The organism is Breoghania sp. L-A4 (assembly GCF_003432385.1).
Classification (GTDB): Bacteria; Pseudomonadota; Alphaproteobacteria; order Rhizobiales; family Stappiaceae; genus Breoghania.
Genome location: NZ_CP031841.1, coordinates 3,174,322 through 3,189,742, shown reverse-complemented (window position 1 = coordinate 3,189,742; position 15,421 = coordinate 3,174,322). Strand labels below are relative to the sequence as shown.

The following is a 15,421-nucleotide window of genomic DNA, read 5'->3' as shown; positions in this document are numbered from 1 at the left end:
AACTGCGCCCGGTTTTTTTTGGAGAAGATGCCCGCATTGCGTGGAACGAGCCCAAACGGCGCCGGGACGCATGGCGCAAAGGCCAGCTTGTCCGTTTAGAAAAACTCCGGATTGCGGCTCCGAATCTCGTCGACCTGGGAGAGGGTGCCGGTCAGGTGACCGCGCACGGCATCGTCCGTGGACGCCGTGTCGCCTGCTTCGATCGCATCGAGAATCCGTGCGTGATAGTAAGTGATGTTGGCGGCCTTTCCCGGGTCGGGCAGGTTGAGGTTGCGCAGCCTGTCGATGTGGCCAGACCGCATTGTCACCAGATCCCAGAGGTTGGCGACGTCGGCCGCTTCGAGCAGCGAGTAGTGGAACAGACGGTCGTGCTTCGCAAACTGCTCCAGATTGCCGGAGGCGAGGGCCTCGCGCTGGTGTGCGAGCGCTTTTCGGGCGTTCTCCAGGAGCTGCGGATCATGCGACAGCGCCAATTGCCGCGTCGCCTCGAGTTCGATCGAGAGGCGCAGGAACTGCGTTTCGCGCGCGTGCTCCACGTCGATCTTCGAGACTTCGGTCTTTGACTGCGGGTAGATCGCCAGCAGGCCTTCTTCTTCCAGCTTGAGCATGGCGTCGCGCACGGGCGTCTGGCTCACGCCGTAGAACTCCGCGATTTCCTGTCGCGACAGATTGCGGCCCGGAGCAAGTTCCAGAGTGATGATGCGCTCGCGCAGGGCGGCATGGATCTGGTCGCTTGCGGATATCTTCTTGATACGCTGGGCTCTTGTGCGCACTTCGGAAAATTCCTGGCGGGCAAGTGTCGGCACGTCCGGTTCGCTCTCTCTTCGAAAAATCGTCTCGTGACAGGTTGCGGGATGATAGTCAGCCTTGACCGCATTTGCACTAATATATTAGTATATCAATTCACGGGTGGAGGAGCCCGTGCATTTTTTTTCGGGAGGACACCATGAGATTTATCGGAATGGCCATTTTGGCCACGTCCGTTTCTGCCCTGGCTTTCACGGCTCAGGCGGCAACGCTCAATATTCAGACTTCCTTCAACGCGGGGGATTTCTCGACTCAGTATCTGACCGAGACCTGGCTGCCGAAGATCAAGGAAATGACCGATGGCCGGGTTGAGATCATCCTGACACCAAACGGGTCGGTTGTGCCGGCGCGCGAAACGCCTGATGCGGTGGCCGCCGGTGTGCTCGACGGCGACTTCACGTCCGTGAACTATTTCGCCGGCCGCGAGCCCGCTTTTGCCATCATGGGAGATCTGATTTCCGGCTACGACACGCCGCAACAGATGCTGGGTTTCTGCAAGGAAGGCGGGGCGAGGCCATGATGCAGAAGGCGGCCGACGCGATCACCGACGGCGAGGTTCACGTCGTGGCCTGCGGACCCTATTCCCGCGAAGCGCTTCCCGCCCGGACGCCGATCCGGACGTTTGAGGATCTCGCCGGCAAGAAAATCCGCTCTCCCGAAGGTCTTGCCGCAGCGGTCTTTCAGGCGGCTGGCGCCTCTCCGGTATCCATTCCGTTTTCCGAGGTCTATGGCGCGCTTGAAAAGGGCATCGTCGATGCCGCGGACGCATCGGCCTATGTGAACAATGATGCGACCGGTATGCACGATGTCGCGCCGTACCCGCTCTATCCGGGCATCCATTCCATGCCGTCGATGCAGTTTACCGTCAGCACGCGGGTGTGGGACGAGCTTTCGGCCGACGATCAGGCCGCGCTTCGCACATGGTGGTACGACGCCATGTTCGCCATGGCCGATGTGGTTGGCAAGAAGGACGCCGAGCTGGCAAAGCGCGACAGCGGATCGGAAAAGATCCACGTGATCGACTGGGCACAGGAGGACCGCGACAAGCTGCGCGTCGTCGCGCGCGCGCAGTGGGAAAGCTATGCGGAGAAGTCGGAGCTCGCCAAGGAAGCTCTCGATGCGAACCTCGCCTATATGACCAAAATCGGTCTGTTCAAAAACTAGGAAGACCCGCGGGTACCCCGGGCCGTTTGAGGTCCGGGGTACTCCGATGTCGAGAACCTAGAGATCTTCCGGGGACTTCATGAAACGCCTTTTCGCCGGCTACGCAGGCGTGATGGACCGCGCGAGCGTGTTCATCGGCCAGAGCTGCTCCGTGCTGCTGTTTGCTTGTGTTGCCGTCTCGGCGATGGAAGTCGTTTTGCGCTATGGCTTTGACATGCCAACCGTCTGGTCGACCGAGCTCGCCATGACGCTGTGCGCCTCCGCGTGGGTGCTGGCCGTTGGCTATGTCACCGAACGGCGCCGGCATATTTCCATCACCATGCTGGAGGCGCTTGTCGGGCCACGGACCTGGCGGTTTCTGCGACTGTTTCAGATGCTCATCGCGACCGGAGCCCTGATCGTGCTGACCATGGCGCTGTGGCATCCGGCCCAAAAAGTCCTCGCCCGCACCGAACATTCGGGAACCGCCTTCAATTCGATGCAGCCGACCTATCTGAAGGTTTTGCTGGTCGTTGGCTGCATGCTCTATGTCGCCCAGCTGCTCGCCAACATCATTCGGTGGTTCCAGGGTACGGAAGGGGAGACCGGCCATGGGCATTGAGCTGATCACCCTCCTGATTATCGTCTCCCTCCTGGCGCTCATGGCGGCGGGCGTGCCGCTTGGCGTCACGACGCTTACGGTGTCTCTGGGGACCGCGATCCTCTATTTTGGCGAGCGCGCGGGTTTCTTCATCGTCGCCGCGAACGTGGGCGAGGTCCTGCACAAATACGAGCTTATCGCCGTGCCTTTTTTCGTCTTCATGGCGAATGTGCTCGAGCGGTCGGGGATCGCGAAAGCGTTGTTTGATTCCATGGCGATCATGGGCGGCCGCTTTCGGGGGTCCGTCGCGGTGCAGACGTGCATCGTGGCTGTGGTGCTTGCCGCCATGTCGGGCATCATGGGCGGCGAGATCGTCATGCTGGGTCTGATCGCCCTGCCGCAAATGCTGCGTCTGGGCTACGACCGCAAGCTGTCCATCGGCATCATTTGCGCGGCGGGAGCCCTGGCGACGCTGATTCCGCCGTCGGTGGTGCTGATCATCTACGGCCTGGCCGCCCAGGTTTCCATCACCAAGCTGTTTGCCGCCTCCGCCGTGCCGGGCCTCATCCTGGCGGGGCTCTTCATCACCTACATCCTGATCCGTGTCCGGCTGAACCCGGCCATGGCGCCGATCTTCGACATTCCCGAGACCCGCCTGCCGTTCTTCAAGCGGCTCAAATTCCTCAAGGGCGTCATTCTTCCCGGCGTGCTGATCGGCGCGGTGCTTGGGGTGATTTATTCCGGCATCGCCACCGTGACGGAAGCCGCAGCGGTCGGCGCGGTCGGCGCCCTCGTGGTGGCGGGAGCGCGCAAGGAGCTCACCTGGACCATGGCGCGCGACGCCATGCGCCAGACGGTCCTGACCGTCGGCTCCATCATCTGGCTGGTGCTGGGTGCCGTCTCCCTGATCGGCATCTACAACCGCATCGGCGGAGGCGAGTTCCTGCGGAGCATGCTGGTCTCGCTCGATATCGCGCCGATCTGGGTCATTGTCGTCATGATGCTGATCGTCATGCTGCTCGGCACCTTCCTGGAATGGATCGCGATCATTTTCATCACCGTTCCGATCTTTGCTCCGGTGGTGGTCGATCTGGGTTTTGACCCGATCTGGTTCGGCGTTCTGTTCGCCATGAACATCCAGATCTATTATCTCTCGCCGCCGTTCGGACCGGCCTGCTTCTTCCTGAAGTCGGTGGCGCCGAAGGACATTCAGTTGCAAGAGATCTTCGTAGCCGTGCTGCCGTTCATCGCGCTGCAGGCGGTGGGTCTCTTTCTGGTGCTGTTTTTCCCCGATCTGGCGCTTTGGCTGCCAAACCTGCTGGACTGAGGAGCCCATCATGAACCCATCGGATCCGGACTTTACCCGGCAGGACGAGGACATTCCGCCCGCCATCTTCGAGGCCGAGGAACGCGCGGATCATCGCTTCGGCAACTGGCCCGAAGCTGCCGGACTGGTCTTCACCGTGTTCGTGGTCTGGCTGATGTTCGCCTTCACCGGCTAGAGGAGGACGAGGCTCCACGGCTTCGTCGTGGCGATCGCCGGCCACATCGTGACGATGCCGGGTCTGCCGTCCGTACTCGCCGCCGAGGCGAGCCATCTCGACGAGGACGGACGAATGCAGGCCTTGTTCTTGCCTCTGAAATCCGTCTGGGGATACGACACCGGGCGCAGACAAAGGGGTCCGAGAAGGCCAGCGAGATGGGGCTGAACCGCAACGAGGACGCGCCGTACGCTGTCGATAAGGGTCCGTTTCTCTCGCCGCTGGGCATACCGTGTCAGGCGCCGCCCTGGGGCTATGTGGCGGGCGCGGATCTGAACACTGGCGCGATTGTCTACAAGCACCGCAACGGCACGGTTGAGGACATGACGCCGCTGCCCTTGCCCTTCAAGCTCGGCGTACCGGGCATCGGCGGGCCGATGCTCACCGCGGGCGGCGTTGCCTTCCTGGGCGCCACTGTCGACGACTATATTCGTGCATACGACGAGGCAACCGGCGACATGCTGTGGAAAAAGCGGCTTCCGGCGGGTGGCCAGTCGACACCGATGAGCTACGAGGGAAGCGACGGTCGGCAATATGTGGTGATCGTCGCCGGCGGCCACGGCTCCATCGGCACCACTCCGGGCGATTACGTTATCGCCTACGCGCTGCCCGAGGGCGCGCGCTGAGCTTGGCGCCAGGATATGAAACCACAGCATCCGGGTGCGGCGCACCCGGATGCTGTCGCGCGTCGTGATCCACAGCCGGGACGGAATGCGTGACGCGGCCGCATGAGGTGTGTAAGCCTCATGGGCAGAAGATTTCCGGGGCGTTGCGGCCCCATGGCCACGTTGAACCGTCTTCATGTTCCGTTTCGTTCACACCGCCGACATTCATCTGGACTCGCCGCTGCTGTCGCTCGCGCTGAAAGAGCCGGAAGCGGCGCAGCTGGTGGCGAACGCGACGCGGCAGAGTTTTTCCCGCATCATCCAGCTCTGCCTCGACGAGGACGTTGACGCGCTGCTGATCGCCGGCGACCTCTATGACGGCACCCTGCGCAGCATGAAGACAGCGGCCTTCGTCACAAGCGAGTTGCGGCGGTTGACCGGGGCGGGGATCAAGGTGTTTCTGATCCGCGGCAACCACGACGCGGAATCCCGGATTACCCGCCATCTGGAGCTGCCCGAGGGGGTGCACCTGTTTTCCGGCCGCGCCCAGGCGGTCGCTCTTGCGGACGGCGACGTCGTGATCCATGGCATGAGCTTCGCCAAGCCCGCGGCGCCCGACAGCCTTTTGCCGCACTATGCGCCCCCTGCTGCCGGCGCCATCAACATCGGCCTGCTGCACACCAGCCTTTCGGGCGCGGAAGGCCACGACCCCTATGCGCCGTGCTCCGTCGCCGAGTTGTTGGGGCAGGGCTACGACTATTGGGCGCTCGGCCATATTCACAAGCGCGCGGTGCATGCCGGGCCGCCGAACGCGATTGTCATGCCCGGCATTCCGCAAGGGCGCCACGTCAATGAATCCGGACCCAAGTCGGTGACCGTCGTCGAGATCGGCGACGATCATGCGATGCGCATCGAGGAACGGTTTGTCGCTCTGGTGCAGTTCGAGCGCGTGACGGTGGACGTGTCCGGCGCCGACGACATGAGCGCGCTGATCGGCCTGAGCGAGGCCGCGCTGTCCGCGGCGCTTGAGGCGGCGCGCAGCGAGCATCTGATCGCCCGGGTGGAGCTGCGCGGCGAGACGCCGCTGGCACCGCAGCTGCGCCGCGACGCGGACGTGCTTTTGGAGGAAATCCGCGAGGCCGGACGGCGCTGTGGTCAGGTGCTGGTCGAGGAGGTGGTGACGGGTGTCGTCATGCCGCGGCTGGAAACCAAGTCGGCGTTGAGCGATCCGGTGAGCGAGTTGCGTTTGCTGATGCTCGGCGAGGGACTTGATCGGACCGCGGCGCGCGGCGCCGCGATGGACCTCATGCTGGAGCTGCAGAAGAAGCTGCCGCCGGAGTTGCGTGATGCCTTCGGGGTCGACGACGCGGACCGTGCGCGGCTGGTCGAGGGATATCTGGATGAGGGTGCGGAGGATGTTCTGGCCCGGCTGGACGCCGGCGAGGCGGACCGCTGATGCGCTTCAAACGGCTCGATCTCGACCGGTACGGCCGCTTCACCGGCCACAGCATCGATTTCGGCGACGTGCGCAAGGCCGGCGACTTCCATCTGGTCTACGGCCCCAACGAGGCCGGCAAATCGACCCTGCGCGACGCCTGTATCGACTTTCTCTTCGGCTTCCCGCATCAGACGAAGTACAATTTCCTGCACGCCAATCCGGTGCTGCAGATCGGCGCCGTGATCTCGCTCGGCGGCGTCGAGCATGCCTGCCGCAGGATCAAGCGCGACAGCGCCAGCCTGCTGGGCGCGGGCGGTGAGGGTGTCGACGAGACGCTGTTTCGTGCGGTGCTGGGCGATGTGAGCCGCGCGGGTTATGAGCAGATGTTCTCGCTGGACGAGGATTCGCTGGTTCAGGGCGGGGACGCGATCCTGGAGAGCGAGGGCGATCTCGGCACCTTGCTGTTCGCCGCCGCCTCCGGCCTGTCGGGGCTGAGCGGCGGGCTCGAGGCGATCCGCGCGGAGGCGGACGGGTTTTTCAAGAAGTCCGGCCGGGTCCACCGGCTGAAGAGCGCCCGCGACGAACTCAAGGCGCTGCAGGAGACGATCCGCGAACGCGACGTGCAGGCGGGCGCCTTCGAGACGCTGCGCGGCGAGGAGGCGGCCAGGAGCGCGCATTACACTGAGGCCAGGGAGCTGCGCGACCGCAATACGGCGCGGCTCGACCGGCTCAAGACGCTGCTCGACGCGCTGCGCCCCTGGCGGGAATTGCAGGAGCGTGAAATGGCGCTGGCGGAGGTGGCGGACGCGCCCGATGCGCCCGACGGCTGGCTGGCGGAACTGGAAACGCTCGCGGTGACGGAGGCCGCGACCCGCTCGGGCTTGCGTGAATGCGGCGATGCGGTGACACGAGCCACAGAGGTCCTGGAAGCCATCGTTGTCGACGAGCCGGCGCTGGCCATTGCAAGGGCCGTCAAGCGGCTGAGTGAGGATGATCTTGAGGCGCGCTACCGCACCTCGCAGGACATCGAGAACCGTCGGCGCGAATTGCGCCACATCGAGCGCGACATCGCGGATTTGTGCGCGCGGCTCGGCCGTCCCGACATCGAGGATCCGAAAAGTCTCGTCCTGCCGGCAGCCACGCGGGGGCGCATTCAGGAACTGATCGAACAGCGCTCCGGTTTGCTTGCCCGTGAGGAGACGGCCCGTGAGGAGGCCGGGGCCGCGCGAGCGCGGCGTGCGGCGGCGGCCCAGGCGTTGGAAGAGATCAATGAGACCGATGAGCCTGCGGATCTTGCCGACTTCACGCGCCGGATCGGGGATCTTCGTGAGGACCTTGACGACCGCACGCGGGCGGCGCGGGAAAGCCGGTGTCATGAGCTGGAAGCCGATCTTGGCGCCGCGCTCGCCGCCCTGGCGCCGTGGCGCGGGGCGCCCGCGGAGCTGGCGGATCTGGCTGTGCCGGATGCCGGACAGTTGCAGCAGCTGCAGGAGAGCGGGGCGGCGCTGCGCGAGGATCGGGCGGCTCTGGCCGGTGACATCGAGCGCCTTCTGGATGAAAAGGCCGCCCATGAGGCCGAGATCGCGGCCCTGTCCAGGGCGTCGGACGGGATCGACGATGCGGCGGCGCGTGAGGCGCGCGGCGTGCGCGATCGCGCGTGGGCGGGCTTGCGCGCCGATCTTGCCGCTGACCCGGTGCCGGAGCGTGGACGTCTTGAGACGGTCGCGGATGCGGTTGAAGCCGGCATCGCGGAGTGCGACCGCATCCAGGATCGGCGTCTGGGGCTCGTTTCGGAACTCACGGATTTGCGCCGCGCGGGCGTCGCTCTCGCTCGCTGCGAGGCCGCGCTCGGCCGGGCGCGGGAAAAGCAAGCGGCCGCAGCGCAGCGTTTCAAGGCGCATGAGGATGCCGCCGGTGATCTTCTGAAAGGTTTGGGGTTGCCGCCGGCCACGCCGCTGGCCTCCCTCGATGTGTGGCTGGAGCGACGGCTCACGGCGCTTGCCCGGATTGAGGGGCTCGAGCGCGCGCGGGGCGAGCTTGCGGTGGTCGACGGTCAGCGCGAGACCGCCAAGGTCATGCTCATCGGGGCGATGGAGGCGGCGGGCCTCGCCATGAACGGACGGGCGTCCGAGACCCTTGATGTGCGCGCGGCGCTCGAGCGCTGCGACGCGGCGATCGCGGCGTGGACCGCGCGGCGGCAGGCGCGCGCCGAGGCGCAAGCCGCCCTCAAGGAGGCCGCGAGAGAGGCGGAGGCGCGCGACAAGCGTCATGAGGCGGCCGAGGCGGCCCGCGCCGCCTGGGAGGCGGCATGGCAAGAGGTCATTGCGTCAACCTGGATCGGCGCCGCGTCGCCGGCCGAGGTCAGGGAGCTCGCCGGACTTCTGGACACCGTGTCGGGCAAGCTGGTCGAGGCCGACGCGTTGCGGCTGCGCGTCGAGGCCATGGGCGAGGACCGCAAGGCGTATACGGCGGAAGTGACCAGGCTCGCCGAAGCCCTTGGAGGACGCGTGGAGGGCGACACGCCGCTCGACATCGCGGATACGCTGCGGCGGCGTGTTTCACAGGCCGAGGAGGCCGCGCGCCTGCGAAGGGACCGCATTGGTGAACTGGAGGCGGCGGAGGCGCGGCTGGCCAAGGCGCGTCACGCGGCGCGGGCCGTCGCGGCCCGGATCGCGGAGATGACACGCATCATCCCGGCTCAGGATCTCGATGGTTTGCGCACCGCGCTGAAGCGCTCGGAGGAAAAGCATCGCCTGCAGCGGGATATCGCGCGGCTGGAAACCCAGCTTGTCGCAATGCTGGATGCTGTCGACGCCGCCACCATGCGCGCGACTCTCGCCGAGTGTCTGCCGACAGAGGAGAGCATCGCGGCGTTGCGCGCGGAACTGGGCGGGCTGCAGGGCGCGCGCGAGGCCGAGGAAGCGCATGTCGCGGCGCTCTATCACGAGTGGAAGACGGCCGAGACCGCGCTCAAGGCCATCGCCGGGGACGGCGAGGTGGCCCGGCTGGAGGAGCAGCGCCGGGTGCTGCTGCTCGACATCGAGCATGAGGCTCATGCCTATATGCGCCTGTCGGCGGGCGCGTTGCTGGTCGAGGAGGCACTGCGCTCCTACCGCGAAACCCATCGCAGCACCATGATGCGGCGCGCGTCCGACGCCTTCGTCAAGATGACGCGCGGCGGCTTCACCGGCCTTTTCTCGGCTCAGGGCAAGAAGGGCGAGGTGCTGGTCGGCATGCGCAGCGACGGCTCGACGATCGTCGCGCCGGAGATGTCGCGCGGCACCCAGTTCCAGCTGTATCTGGCGCTGCGCATTGCCGGGCACGCGGATTTCACGGAAAAGCGCGAGGCGCTGCCGTTCTTCGCCGACGACATTCTCGAGCCCTTCGACGACGACCGCTCGGCGGAGACCTTCGCGCTGCTGTCGGAGATGTCGAGGCGCGGCCAGGTGGTCTATCTGACCCATCACCGCCACCTGTGCGATCTCGCCCGCGACGTCTGCGGCGAGGACGGCGTGACCCTGCACGAGCTTCCCGGCCGCGGCGCGTAGTCTGAGACCGCGCGCAGAGGCGCGACAGCTACGATGATCTATTATCGGAGGTTTTGGTGATCGCGGCCGGAAAACCGGAATCCGTGGCGGTCCGGGCTGTTTCAGCAAAGTTGCCGGTTCATCGGAAGATGGGGAACGGTCTGGTCCACCGGACTTCGCATCCGCTCTGCTCAGCGGACGGCCGACCATCGATCCTTTTGGAGAAAAATGGTCGGAGCGGCGGGATTCGAACCCACGACCCTTGACCCCCAGTAATGTGTGCCTCACCTAAGTGATTGATGTATGGCGAGAGGCGCACTTTATCCTATGTAGAATTCTGCATTTGTTCACGTTCTCGGAAGCTATTTCGGTTCACGCGTACCAAGGGGCACTTTACTCTGGAATGCTGGCCCAAATTCATATCTCTCGTTCCGCCCGGGTCCGCCACGAAAGGGACCTGCCCGCTTTCGCCAGATGCTCAGGTGAAAATCGCGCGTAGACCTTACGTGTTGTGTTCACGTCTCGATGGCCAAGGTATTGGGCGATTTCTTCCATCGGCACATTGTCTTCCGCCATCCAGACCGCTGCAGTGTGGCGAATGACGTGAGGCGACACGCCTTCAAGTCCCGCTCGCTTCGCCGCGCTGTCGATGCCCCGCCGGATGGATTTCAACCGGTCGCCTCCGCGCTCAATTACGAATTCGCAAGTCCGGTTCTGGTGCGCCGTGACGAGGACCGGCAGTAGGTCGTCCTGGATCATGATGGATGCCCGCCCTTTCATGCGCCGGCTAGTGAACGGGTCTGCGAGATGAATTTTTCGCCGCTCCAAATCAACTCTACTCCAAGTAAGTCCAAGAATAGCATCAACACGAGCCCCCGTAGCTATCAAAAGCTCAAGCGAAAGCTGTATGTGCGGCATGATGGCGCAGTCGTATAAACGTTCAAATTCGCTTCGTGTGAGGTATCGATCTCTGGGCTCTGGACTTGATGGAACCTCAACGAATGGGGTAGCTTGGATCATTGAATGCTTTCTCGCCCATCCAAGTGCGAGACGTAAATGCTTCAACTCAGCAACGACGGTGCCGATTGACTTGCCTTGTTCAAGGCGTTGTGCGCCATAAGTGCGGCAGTCTTGAATTGTGATGGCATCGGGAGACTTGTTCCCAAAGAACGATTCCAAGGCGACCCAATGGAACTTCATATTTGTGGCGGTCACCTGTCCTTGGGCTTCTTTGTCTGCGCGGCATCGATCCCAGATTTCAGCGACGGTCCAGACACGACCTGCGGGCCTCTCAAGAGCCGCAATAATGCGAGGAATGATCTGATCCGCTAGCGCCCGGTCATCCGTGCCAGTCGTAGGTCTATGGCGGATTCCCAGGTCGTCGTAATACTCGACACACCACTTTCCTCGGTGCTTGACCGGCCTGTAGGCTCGCATTTTTCTCGTTCCTCAACCGCGTTAATGGGGACACGATACAGCCGTCCGCCAAGTTTGAAACCCGGCAATTCACCACTTCGGATCATCGCGCGCACAGTGTTCGCGGAGCAGCCCCAGCGGGCGGCGATTTCATCTGGCGTATATGCGGCTCGGCCCTTCATTTGCCCTCCATTTTCGTGTTGCTGCCCATCAAGCTGCGTTCCCGTGGCCTGCTGCGGCCGCCTGGGCGCCTAGGTTGGTGTTAATGGTGGTCATGACCCACCGCGCGATTTCGGCCGCTCCCAGGTCATCCCTCGTGCGATCGATGTCGACCGTTAGGATGTCGGCACCGTCGGCATCGAGAATGACGCCGATGCTCTCGTCGCAAAGCCGCAATGGAAGCTTGATGCTGCTAGTGCGGCAAAGGCGGAGCTCACCTTGTAGGACTGGAACAACCATGTCAGCGTACCTTGTCTCGCAAGCGGCGGCGCCTTGGAGAACTCCAAGTCGGGCGGAGTGGCGTTGTAAGCGGGTGAAGAACTCTGACGGGTCGGGCGGGTTGTCCGGTAAGCGCTGCTGAGCGCAGTTGCCACGTCGGAAACACCGTGAGATGCGACAGGGGCAGGAGATATCTCGCTGCGCATTGGAGGGGACGACTATGGTGCGGTCCTCGCGGGGCCCAACACCGGACACTTCCAGTCCGCCCTCGTGGGCACCCGTGACCGTGGGGGCGATGTGGGCTTGTTCAACTCGGGTTGGGCGTCCGGGCATGGCTATTCGACAACCTCCGCCTGGGCCGCTGCGGAGATCTGACTGGTATCGATTTCTAATGTCAGGTTGGCCTGGCACGGTTGACCGTGTCCGGATCGGCAGCCCGCGATCAGAACGGGCGCGAGAGGGTGTTCACGCATTGCGCGATCCCGCAAATGAAGGGTTGCGCTCCACTGAGGTCTTGGCTGGATGCTCAAATATTCCGAGATCTATCAGGCGGGCAATGTCATCTGCTAATCGGGTTGCCGCACTCCGATACGCCAACGCCTCATCTTCAAGCGCGTTGAGCGGCTCAATTGGGGTTTCTTGCGTAACTGCAAAAAGATCCTCGGAGGGGGACTTTTCGACGGCAGGCGCTCTGGATTTGATGGTCATTTAAAATAGCCCTCGTGTGACAGAGGACGACCGTAATGCGGTATTATAACCGCGTCAAATCATAAAGCGGTTTATAAACCGCAATCAATCGAAGGCAGCAATTGAACTCGTGGCCGGCGTGCTGGAGGGATGCTGACGGTGAAGGCGGCAGACGAATGTTGAAAAGCGCCCGGTTTGATTGGCAGCACGATGTTGGCTCAAAAGCCCAGCGCGCGATGTGGGACGTTACAAATTGGCCTAATGTGACGGCTTAATGGAGTGATGGATTTGGATCTTCATTGGCGCCATCGCGCTGCATGGCGCTTGATTACAGAAGGGGCGAGAAGAGGTCTTTTGTTGAAAAATGCGCGAACGGCCGGATTGGGGCCGACTCCAGACGGTCTCCTCTTGCTGGCGGTGTTGAGAAAGGAGACCGACCTATTGCTTAGTGATCGGACAATCGCTGTCTGATAGAGTAACATGACAGACTAGGCAGTCGTACCTCGATCAAGGGACGTGGTCGCACAACAACCGGAGAGGACTTCCTCGCCCACGCCTTGTTGAGCGTCCACTCTGACCGAGCTTAGATCCGGCTCCTACGCGCGGGTCGACATACTTCGTAGGGTGGGACAGAGGGGGCAGCAAATGGCGAAGAGGACGGGGAAGTCGAAGAAGACGCTGGGCCAGTTCGATTTGGCAACGGATACCGCCGCGAGGGACCGGCTCGAGGGCGTTACCCACATATACCACGGCGGTGCTCGCTGCGAGACCGAGACGCGAGGATATCCAAATCCGAAAAACCGCTCGCCATTGGAACTGGTACTCGACGCTACCAAGGGATTCATCCCGTTATGGGACACCGACGTCACCCTCAATTGGCGCTTCCAAGAGCAGTCGCTGTTGGCATTTCAAGATCCCGAGGCGGTCAAGTCCTACATGCGCGACCTCCTAGGCGAGGCGCTGCTCGCCTGGGGCAACGCGATTCCGGTGCGCTTCTCGGAAACTAGCGACCCGTGGGATTTCGAGATCGTCGTCTCGGCCCAAGACAACTGCAACGCTGTTGGGTGTACTCTAGCGCGGGCGTTCTTCCCCGATGCCGGCCAGCACGAGATAGTCGTATTCCCGCGCATGCTTCAGCAGGACCGAGCTGAGCAGGTCGAGACGATGGCACACGAGCTCGGGCACGTGTTCGGGCTAAGGCATTTCTTCGCTAACGTTAGCGAAACCGCATTCCCCAGCGAGGTGTTTGGCACCCACAATCGCTTCACCATCATGAACTACGGCTCCGATAGCACCCTGACCAAAACCGACCGTGAAGATTTGATAAAACTGTACCAAGCGGTTTGGACGGGACTTCTGACACACGTCAATGGCACCCCGATCCGGCTGTTCCGGCCCTACAGCTCGTTCCGTCAGTCGCCAGCCGCACAGCTTCCCTTCCCACTGGCCGCTGCGCGCGACGTCCTGCGCTGAGAGAGGCGGCGATGGCGTTTGAGCATCTCACCGGCACCTACACCTATCGCAGCTTCCTCGACCGGCCCACAGGTAGCCCCGCCGAAATTCTCTGGGCCGAGGGCGAGCTATTCCTGCGGGTCCAGCCCGACGGAGCCATTACCGGGGAACTGCGCTTTCCGGCCGATCCGGTGGCTCCGGCGAAGGCGATTCTCGACATCACCGGCCAAACCGATTCGGGGGGCGACCTGTCGCTCTCTGGTGCCGGTCGGGCGGACACCGACGTGGCCGAGTTCCGCTACTCCTACCGCTGTCGGACCGGCCATGCGTGGGAAAACGCCAGCCCGGCACAGCGCCCTACGTTGGTCGGTACGGTGGTGCGGGATGCAGACCACGGAACAGCCGTCGCCGGCGCAACGGCAAGCTTCATCGCTGTCAAGCGCGACTTCGTCGAGCCGCGCGAGATTGAGGGCGTGGCCCTAATCCCCGATGCTATCGCGATGCTGGCGGATGAAGTCCATCGCCTGCGGCACACAGTCTGGCATATGCTGCGAGGCGCATGGTGGGACCCTGGGATGACCGCGGACGTGCGCGCACGCCTGGCCGCGAAGGGGTGGGACATCAAGGATCCACCGTTCCGTCAAGCCGGTGGTCTGGACCTGTCCAACGGTGCCGGTGAGGACTTCTTGTACATGCACCGCCGCATGGTGCGGATGCTTAACAAGGTCTACGAGGATGCGAGCATGACACCGCCCGCTCCTTGGGTTGACATCCCAGCGGCGCTAGGGCCGCAGATTGCCTACAAGACTGAGTTGGACCAGCAGACGGGCCGCGTAGGATTTGTAATCGACCTTGAGAACTCCGGTGTAATGGTGCCGCCGGCCACCGAAGAGTTTATGCAGCAGACTGGAAATTCCGAGTTTTTTCTATTTAACAAGTCGGCGACAGGGTTCCAACTCAACCTCGGTATGCTCGCTACACGGCTGCGTAGCTCAGCTTTCGCGGCGACCCAGACCCTTGGCGCCTACGGCAACCTGATCGAATTCACTGTCCATAATTGGATGCACATGCGTTGGGCCAGCACCTCGCGCGATCCTGAGACGGGCGCGCCGGCGGTGCGGCCGGCGTTTGACATCTCAGCGAAGTGGAACCGACCCGAGTACGACTACCTCGGCGACTTTCATAGCAGCCACGTTAACCCGATCTTCTGGAAACTCCACGGCTGGGTGGACGACTGCGTCGATGTCTGGTTCGCAGCTCATGAGGCAATTCATCCCGGAGAGGTACAGGCGCAGCAGGTGCGGGGTCTCAACTGGTTCGCGCCTGGGCGGTGGGTACGTAAGGCGGACCCGTTTGACTGGCCTGGGGCTGGAGGCGGCGGCGACCACGGAGGTCACGGCGCACACGGTAGCGGCACGGACGAGTTGATGTTGCTGCGTGAAGTCATGGCGATCCTGCAGGAGGCACTGGCACCGCCAAGCGCTTTGGCGGCTCCCCGCGCCCCCGAGGCTTCTAGCTTCGCCGCAGCGATCCTCGAGCTCCAGCGCAACGGTATGTGAGAGCCGGGAAGAGCGGCCCGCCGCTGCAATCTCCCCAAGAAAACAGCAGGGACGATTCATGACCATCGACACGAGAGAAGAGCTAATCAACGCGTTGCATGTGGCTTGCGAAATTGAGCATAGCTTACTTATTCAGTATCTGTACGCAGGCTTTTCAATGAAGCGAAGCTTGGACGAGGGGCTCTCGGCCAAGCAGCAGCAACTCCT

At 63.1% G+C, this 15,421-nt stretch carries 12 protein-coding genes and 2 pseudogenes; 11 read left to right on the top strand and 3 right to left on the bottom strand.

The annotated features are described in order from the left end of the window. Positions 1-95: 95 nt before the first annotated feature. The gene (locus D1F64_RS14480) at positions 96-806 is read right to left on the bottom strand and encodes a GntR family transcriptional regulator (RefSeq protein WP_117412998.1); all 711 of its coding nucleotides are present in this window, start codon (positions 804-806) and stop codon (positions 96-98) included. Positions 807-961: 155 nt separating this feature from the next. On the opposite strand from D1F64_RS14480, the gene D1F64_RS25140 reads away from it, so the two are divergent. The 9 genes and pseudogenes from D1F64_RS25140 (at position 962) to D1F64_RS23470 (ending at position 9,683) form a co-directional block, all read left to right on the top strand. After that, positions 962-1,327: a hypothetical protein gene (locus D1F64_RS25140; RefSeq protein ID WP_205470483.1), complete on the top strand. Its 366-nt coding sequence runs from the start codon at positions 962-964 to the stop codon at positions 1,325-1,327. Next, positions 1,324-1,971: a TRAP transporter substrate-binding protein DctP gene (dctP, locus tag D1F64_RS23865; RefSeq protein ID WP_205470482.1), complete on the top strand. Its 648-nt coding sequence runs from the start codon at positions 1,324-1,326 to the stop codon at positions 1,969-1,971. Before D1F64_RS25140 ends, dctP begins: the two co-directional genes overlap by 4 nt. A 79-nt stretch (positions 1,972-2,050) precedes the next feature. Continuing rightward, complete coding sequence (locus D1F64_RS14470; RefSeq protein WP_117412997.1) at positions 2,051-2,572, top strand: TRAP transporter small permease; 522 nt, start codon at positions 2,051-2,053, stop codon at positions 2,570-2,572. Then, positions 2,562-3,878, top strand: coding sequence for a TRAP transporter large permease subunit (locus tag D1F64_RS14465; protein ID WP_117412996.1), 1,317 nt, complete (start codon positions 2,562-2,564; stop codon positions 3,876-3,878). The genes D1F64_RS14470 and D1F64_RS14465 overlap by 11 nt, the downstream gene beginning before the upstream one ends. Positions 3,879-3,888: 10 nt before the next feature. After that, a complete protein-coding gene (locus D1F64_RS23475) occupies positions 3,889-4,053 on the top strand; it encodes a hypothetical protein (RefSeq protein ID WP_162901574.1) in 165 nt (54 codons plus the stop codon). A gap of 18 nt (positions 4,054-4,071) precedes the next feature. After that, positions 4,072-4,182 (top strand): annotated as a pseudogene (locus tag D1F64_RS24680) (formate--tetrahydrofolate ligase); the annotation flags it as partial. A 44-nt stretch (positions 4,183-4,226) separates the two neighbouring features. Beyond that, positions 4,227-4,718: pseudogene (locus tag D1F64_RS14455) on the top strand (membrane-bound PQQ-dependent dehydrogenase, glucose/quinate/shikimate family); the annotation flags it as partial. A 175-nt stretch (positions 4,719-4,893) separates the two neighbouring features. Then, positions 4,894-6,153 carry a DNA repair exonuclease gene (locus tag D1F64_RS14450; protein ID WP_117412995.1) on the top strand — a complete coding sequence of 420 codons (1,260 nt, stop codon included), beginning with the start codon at positions 4,894-4,896 and terminating at the stop codon, positions 6,151-6,153. After that, entirely contained in the window at positions 6,153-9,683 is a 3,531-nt protein-coding gene (locus tag D1F64_RS23470) for an AAA family ATPase (protein ID WP_162901573.1), read from the top strand. Before D1F64_RS14450 ends, D1F64_RS23470 begins: the two co-directional genes overlap by 1 nt. Before the next feature lie 396 nt (positions 9,684-10,079). On the opposite strand, the gene D1F64_RS14435 is transcribed toward D1F64_RS23470, so the two are convergent. Then, positions 10,080-11,099: a site-specific integrase gene (locus D1F64_RS14435; protein ID WP_117412994.1), complete on the bottom strand. Its 1,020-nt coding sequence runs from the start codon at positions 11,097-11,099 to the stop codon at positions 10,080-10,082. An 882-nt stretch (positions 11,100-11,981) separates the two neighbouring features. Further along, positions 11,982-12,224, bottom strand: coding sequence for a hypothetical protein (locus D1F64_RS23465; protein WP_162901571.1), 243 nt, complete (start codon positions 12,222-12,224; stop codon positions 11,982-11,984). Positions 12,225-12,848: 624 nt separating this feature from the next. Here D1F64_RS23465 and D1F64_RS14420 point away from each other — a divergent pair. Together D1F64_RS14420 and D1F64_RS14415 are read left to right on the top strand one after the other, a co-directional pair. Next, complete coding sequence (locus D1F64_RS14420; RefSeq protein WP_117414620.1) at positions 12,849-13,676, top strand: reprolysin-like metallopeptidase; 828 nt, start codon at positions 12,849-12,851, stop codon at positions 13,674-13,676. An 11-nt stretch (positions 13,677-13,687) separates the two neighbouring features. Next, positions 13,688-15,214, top strand: a complete 1,527-nt coding sequence (locus D1F64_RS14415) for a hypothetical protein (protein ID WP_117412992.1) — start codon at positions 13,688-13,690, stop codon at positions 15,212-15,214. Positions 15,215-15,421 lie beyond the last annotated feature (207 nt).

Excerpts from the sequence above, each read along its gene's own strand:
- D1F64_RS25140 (WP_205470483.1), top strand. The coding sequence starts at position 962 with ATGGCCATTTTGGCCACGTCCGTTTCTGCCCTGGCTTTCACGGCTCAG.
- dctP (WP_205470482.1), top strand. The coding sequence starts at position 1,324 with ATGATGCAGAAGGCGGCCGACGCGATCACCGACGGCGAGGTTCACGTC.
- D1F64_RS14470 (WP_117412997.1), top strand. The coding sequence starts at position 2,051 with ATGAAACGCCTTTTCGCCGGCTACGCAGGCGTGATGGACCGCGCGAGC.
- D1F64_RS14465 (WP_117412996.1), top strand. The coding sequence starts at position 2,562 with ATGGGCATTGAGCTGATCACCCTCCTGATTATCGTCTCCCTCCTGGCG.
- D1F64_RS23475 (WP_162901574.1), top strand. The coding sequence starts at position 3,889 with ATGAACCCATCGGATCCGGACTTTACCCGGCAGGACGAGGACATTCCG.
- D1F64_RS14450 (WP_117412995.1), top strand. The coding sequence starts at position 4,894 with ATGTTCCGTTTCGTTCACACCGCCGACATTCATCTGGACTCGCCGCTG.
- D1F64_RS23470 (WP_162901573.1), top strand. The coding sequence starts at position 6,153 with ATGCGCTTCAAACGGCTCGATCTCGACCGGTACGGCCGCTTCACCGGC.
- D1F64_RS14435 (WP_117412994.1), bottom strand. The coding sequence starts at position 11,099 with ATGCGAGCCTACAGGCCGGTCAAGCACCGAGGAAAGTGGTGTGTCGAG.
- D1F64_RS23465 (WP_162901571.1), bottom strand. The coding sequence starts at position 12,224 with ATGACCATCAAATCCAGAGCGCCTGCCGTCGAAAAGTCCCCCTCCGAG.
- D1F64_RS14420 (WP_117414620.1), top strand. The coding sequence starts at position 12,849 with ATGGCGAAGAGGACGGGGAAGTCGAAGAAGACGCTGGGCCAGTTCGAT.
- D1F64_RS14415 (WP_117412992.1), top strand. The coding sequence starts at position 13,688 with ATGGCGTTTGAGCATCTCACCGGCACCTACACCTATCGCAGCTTCCTC.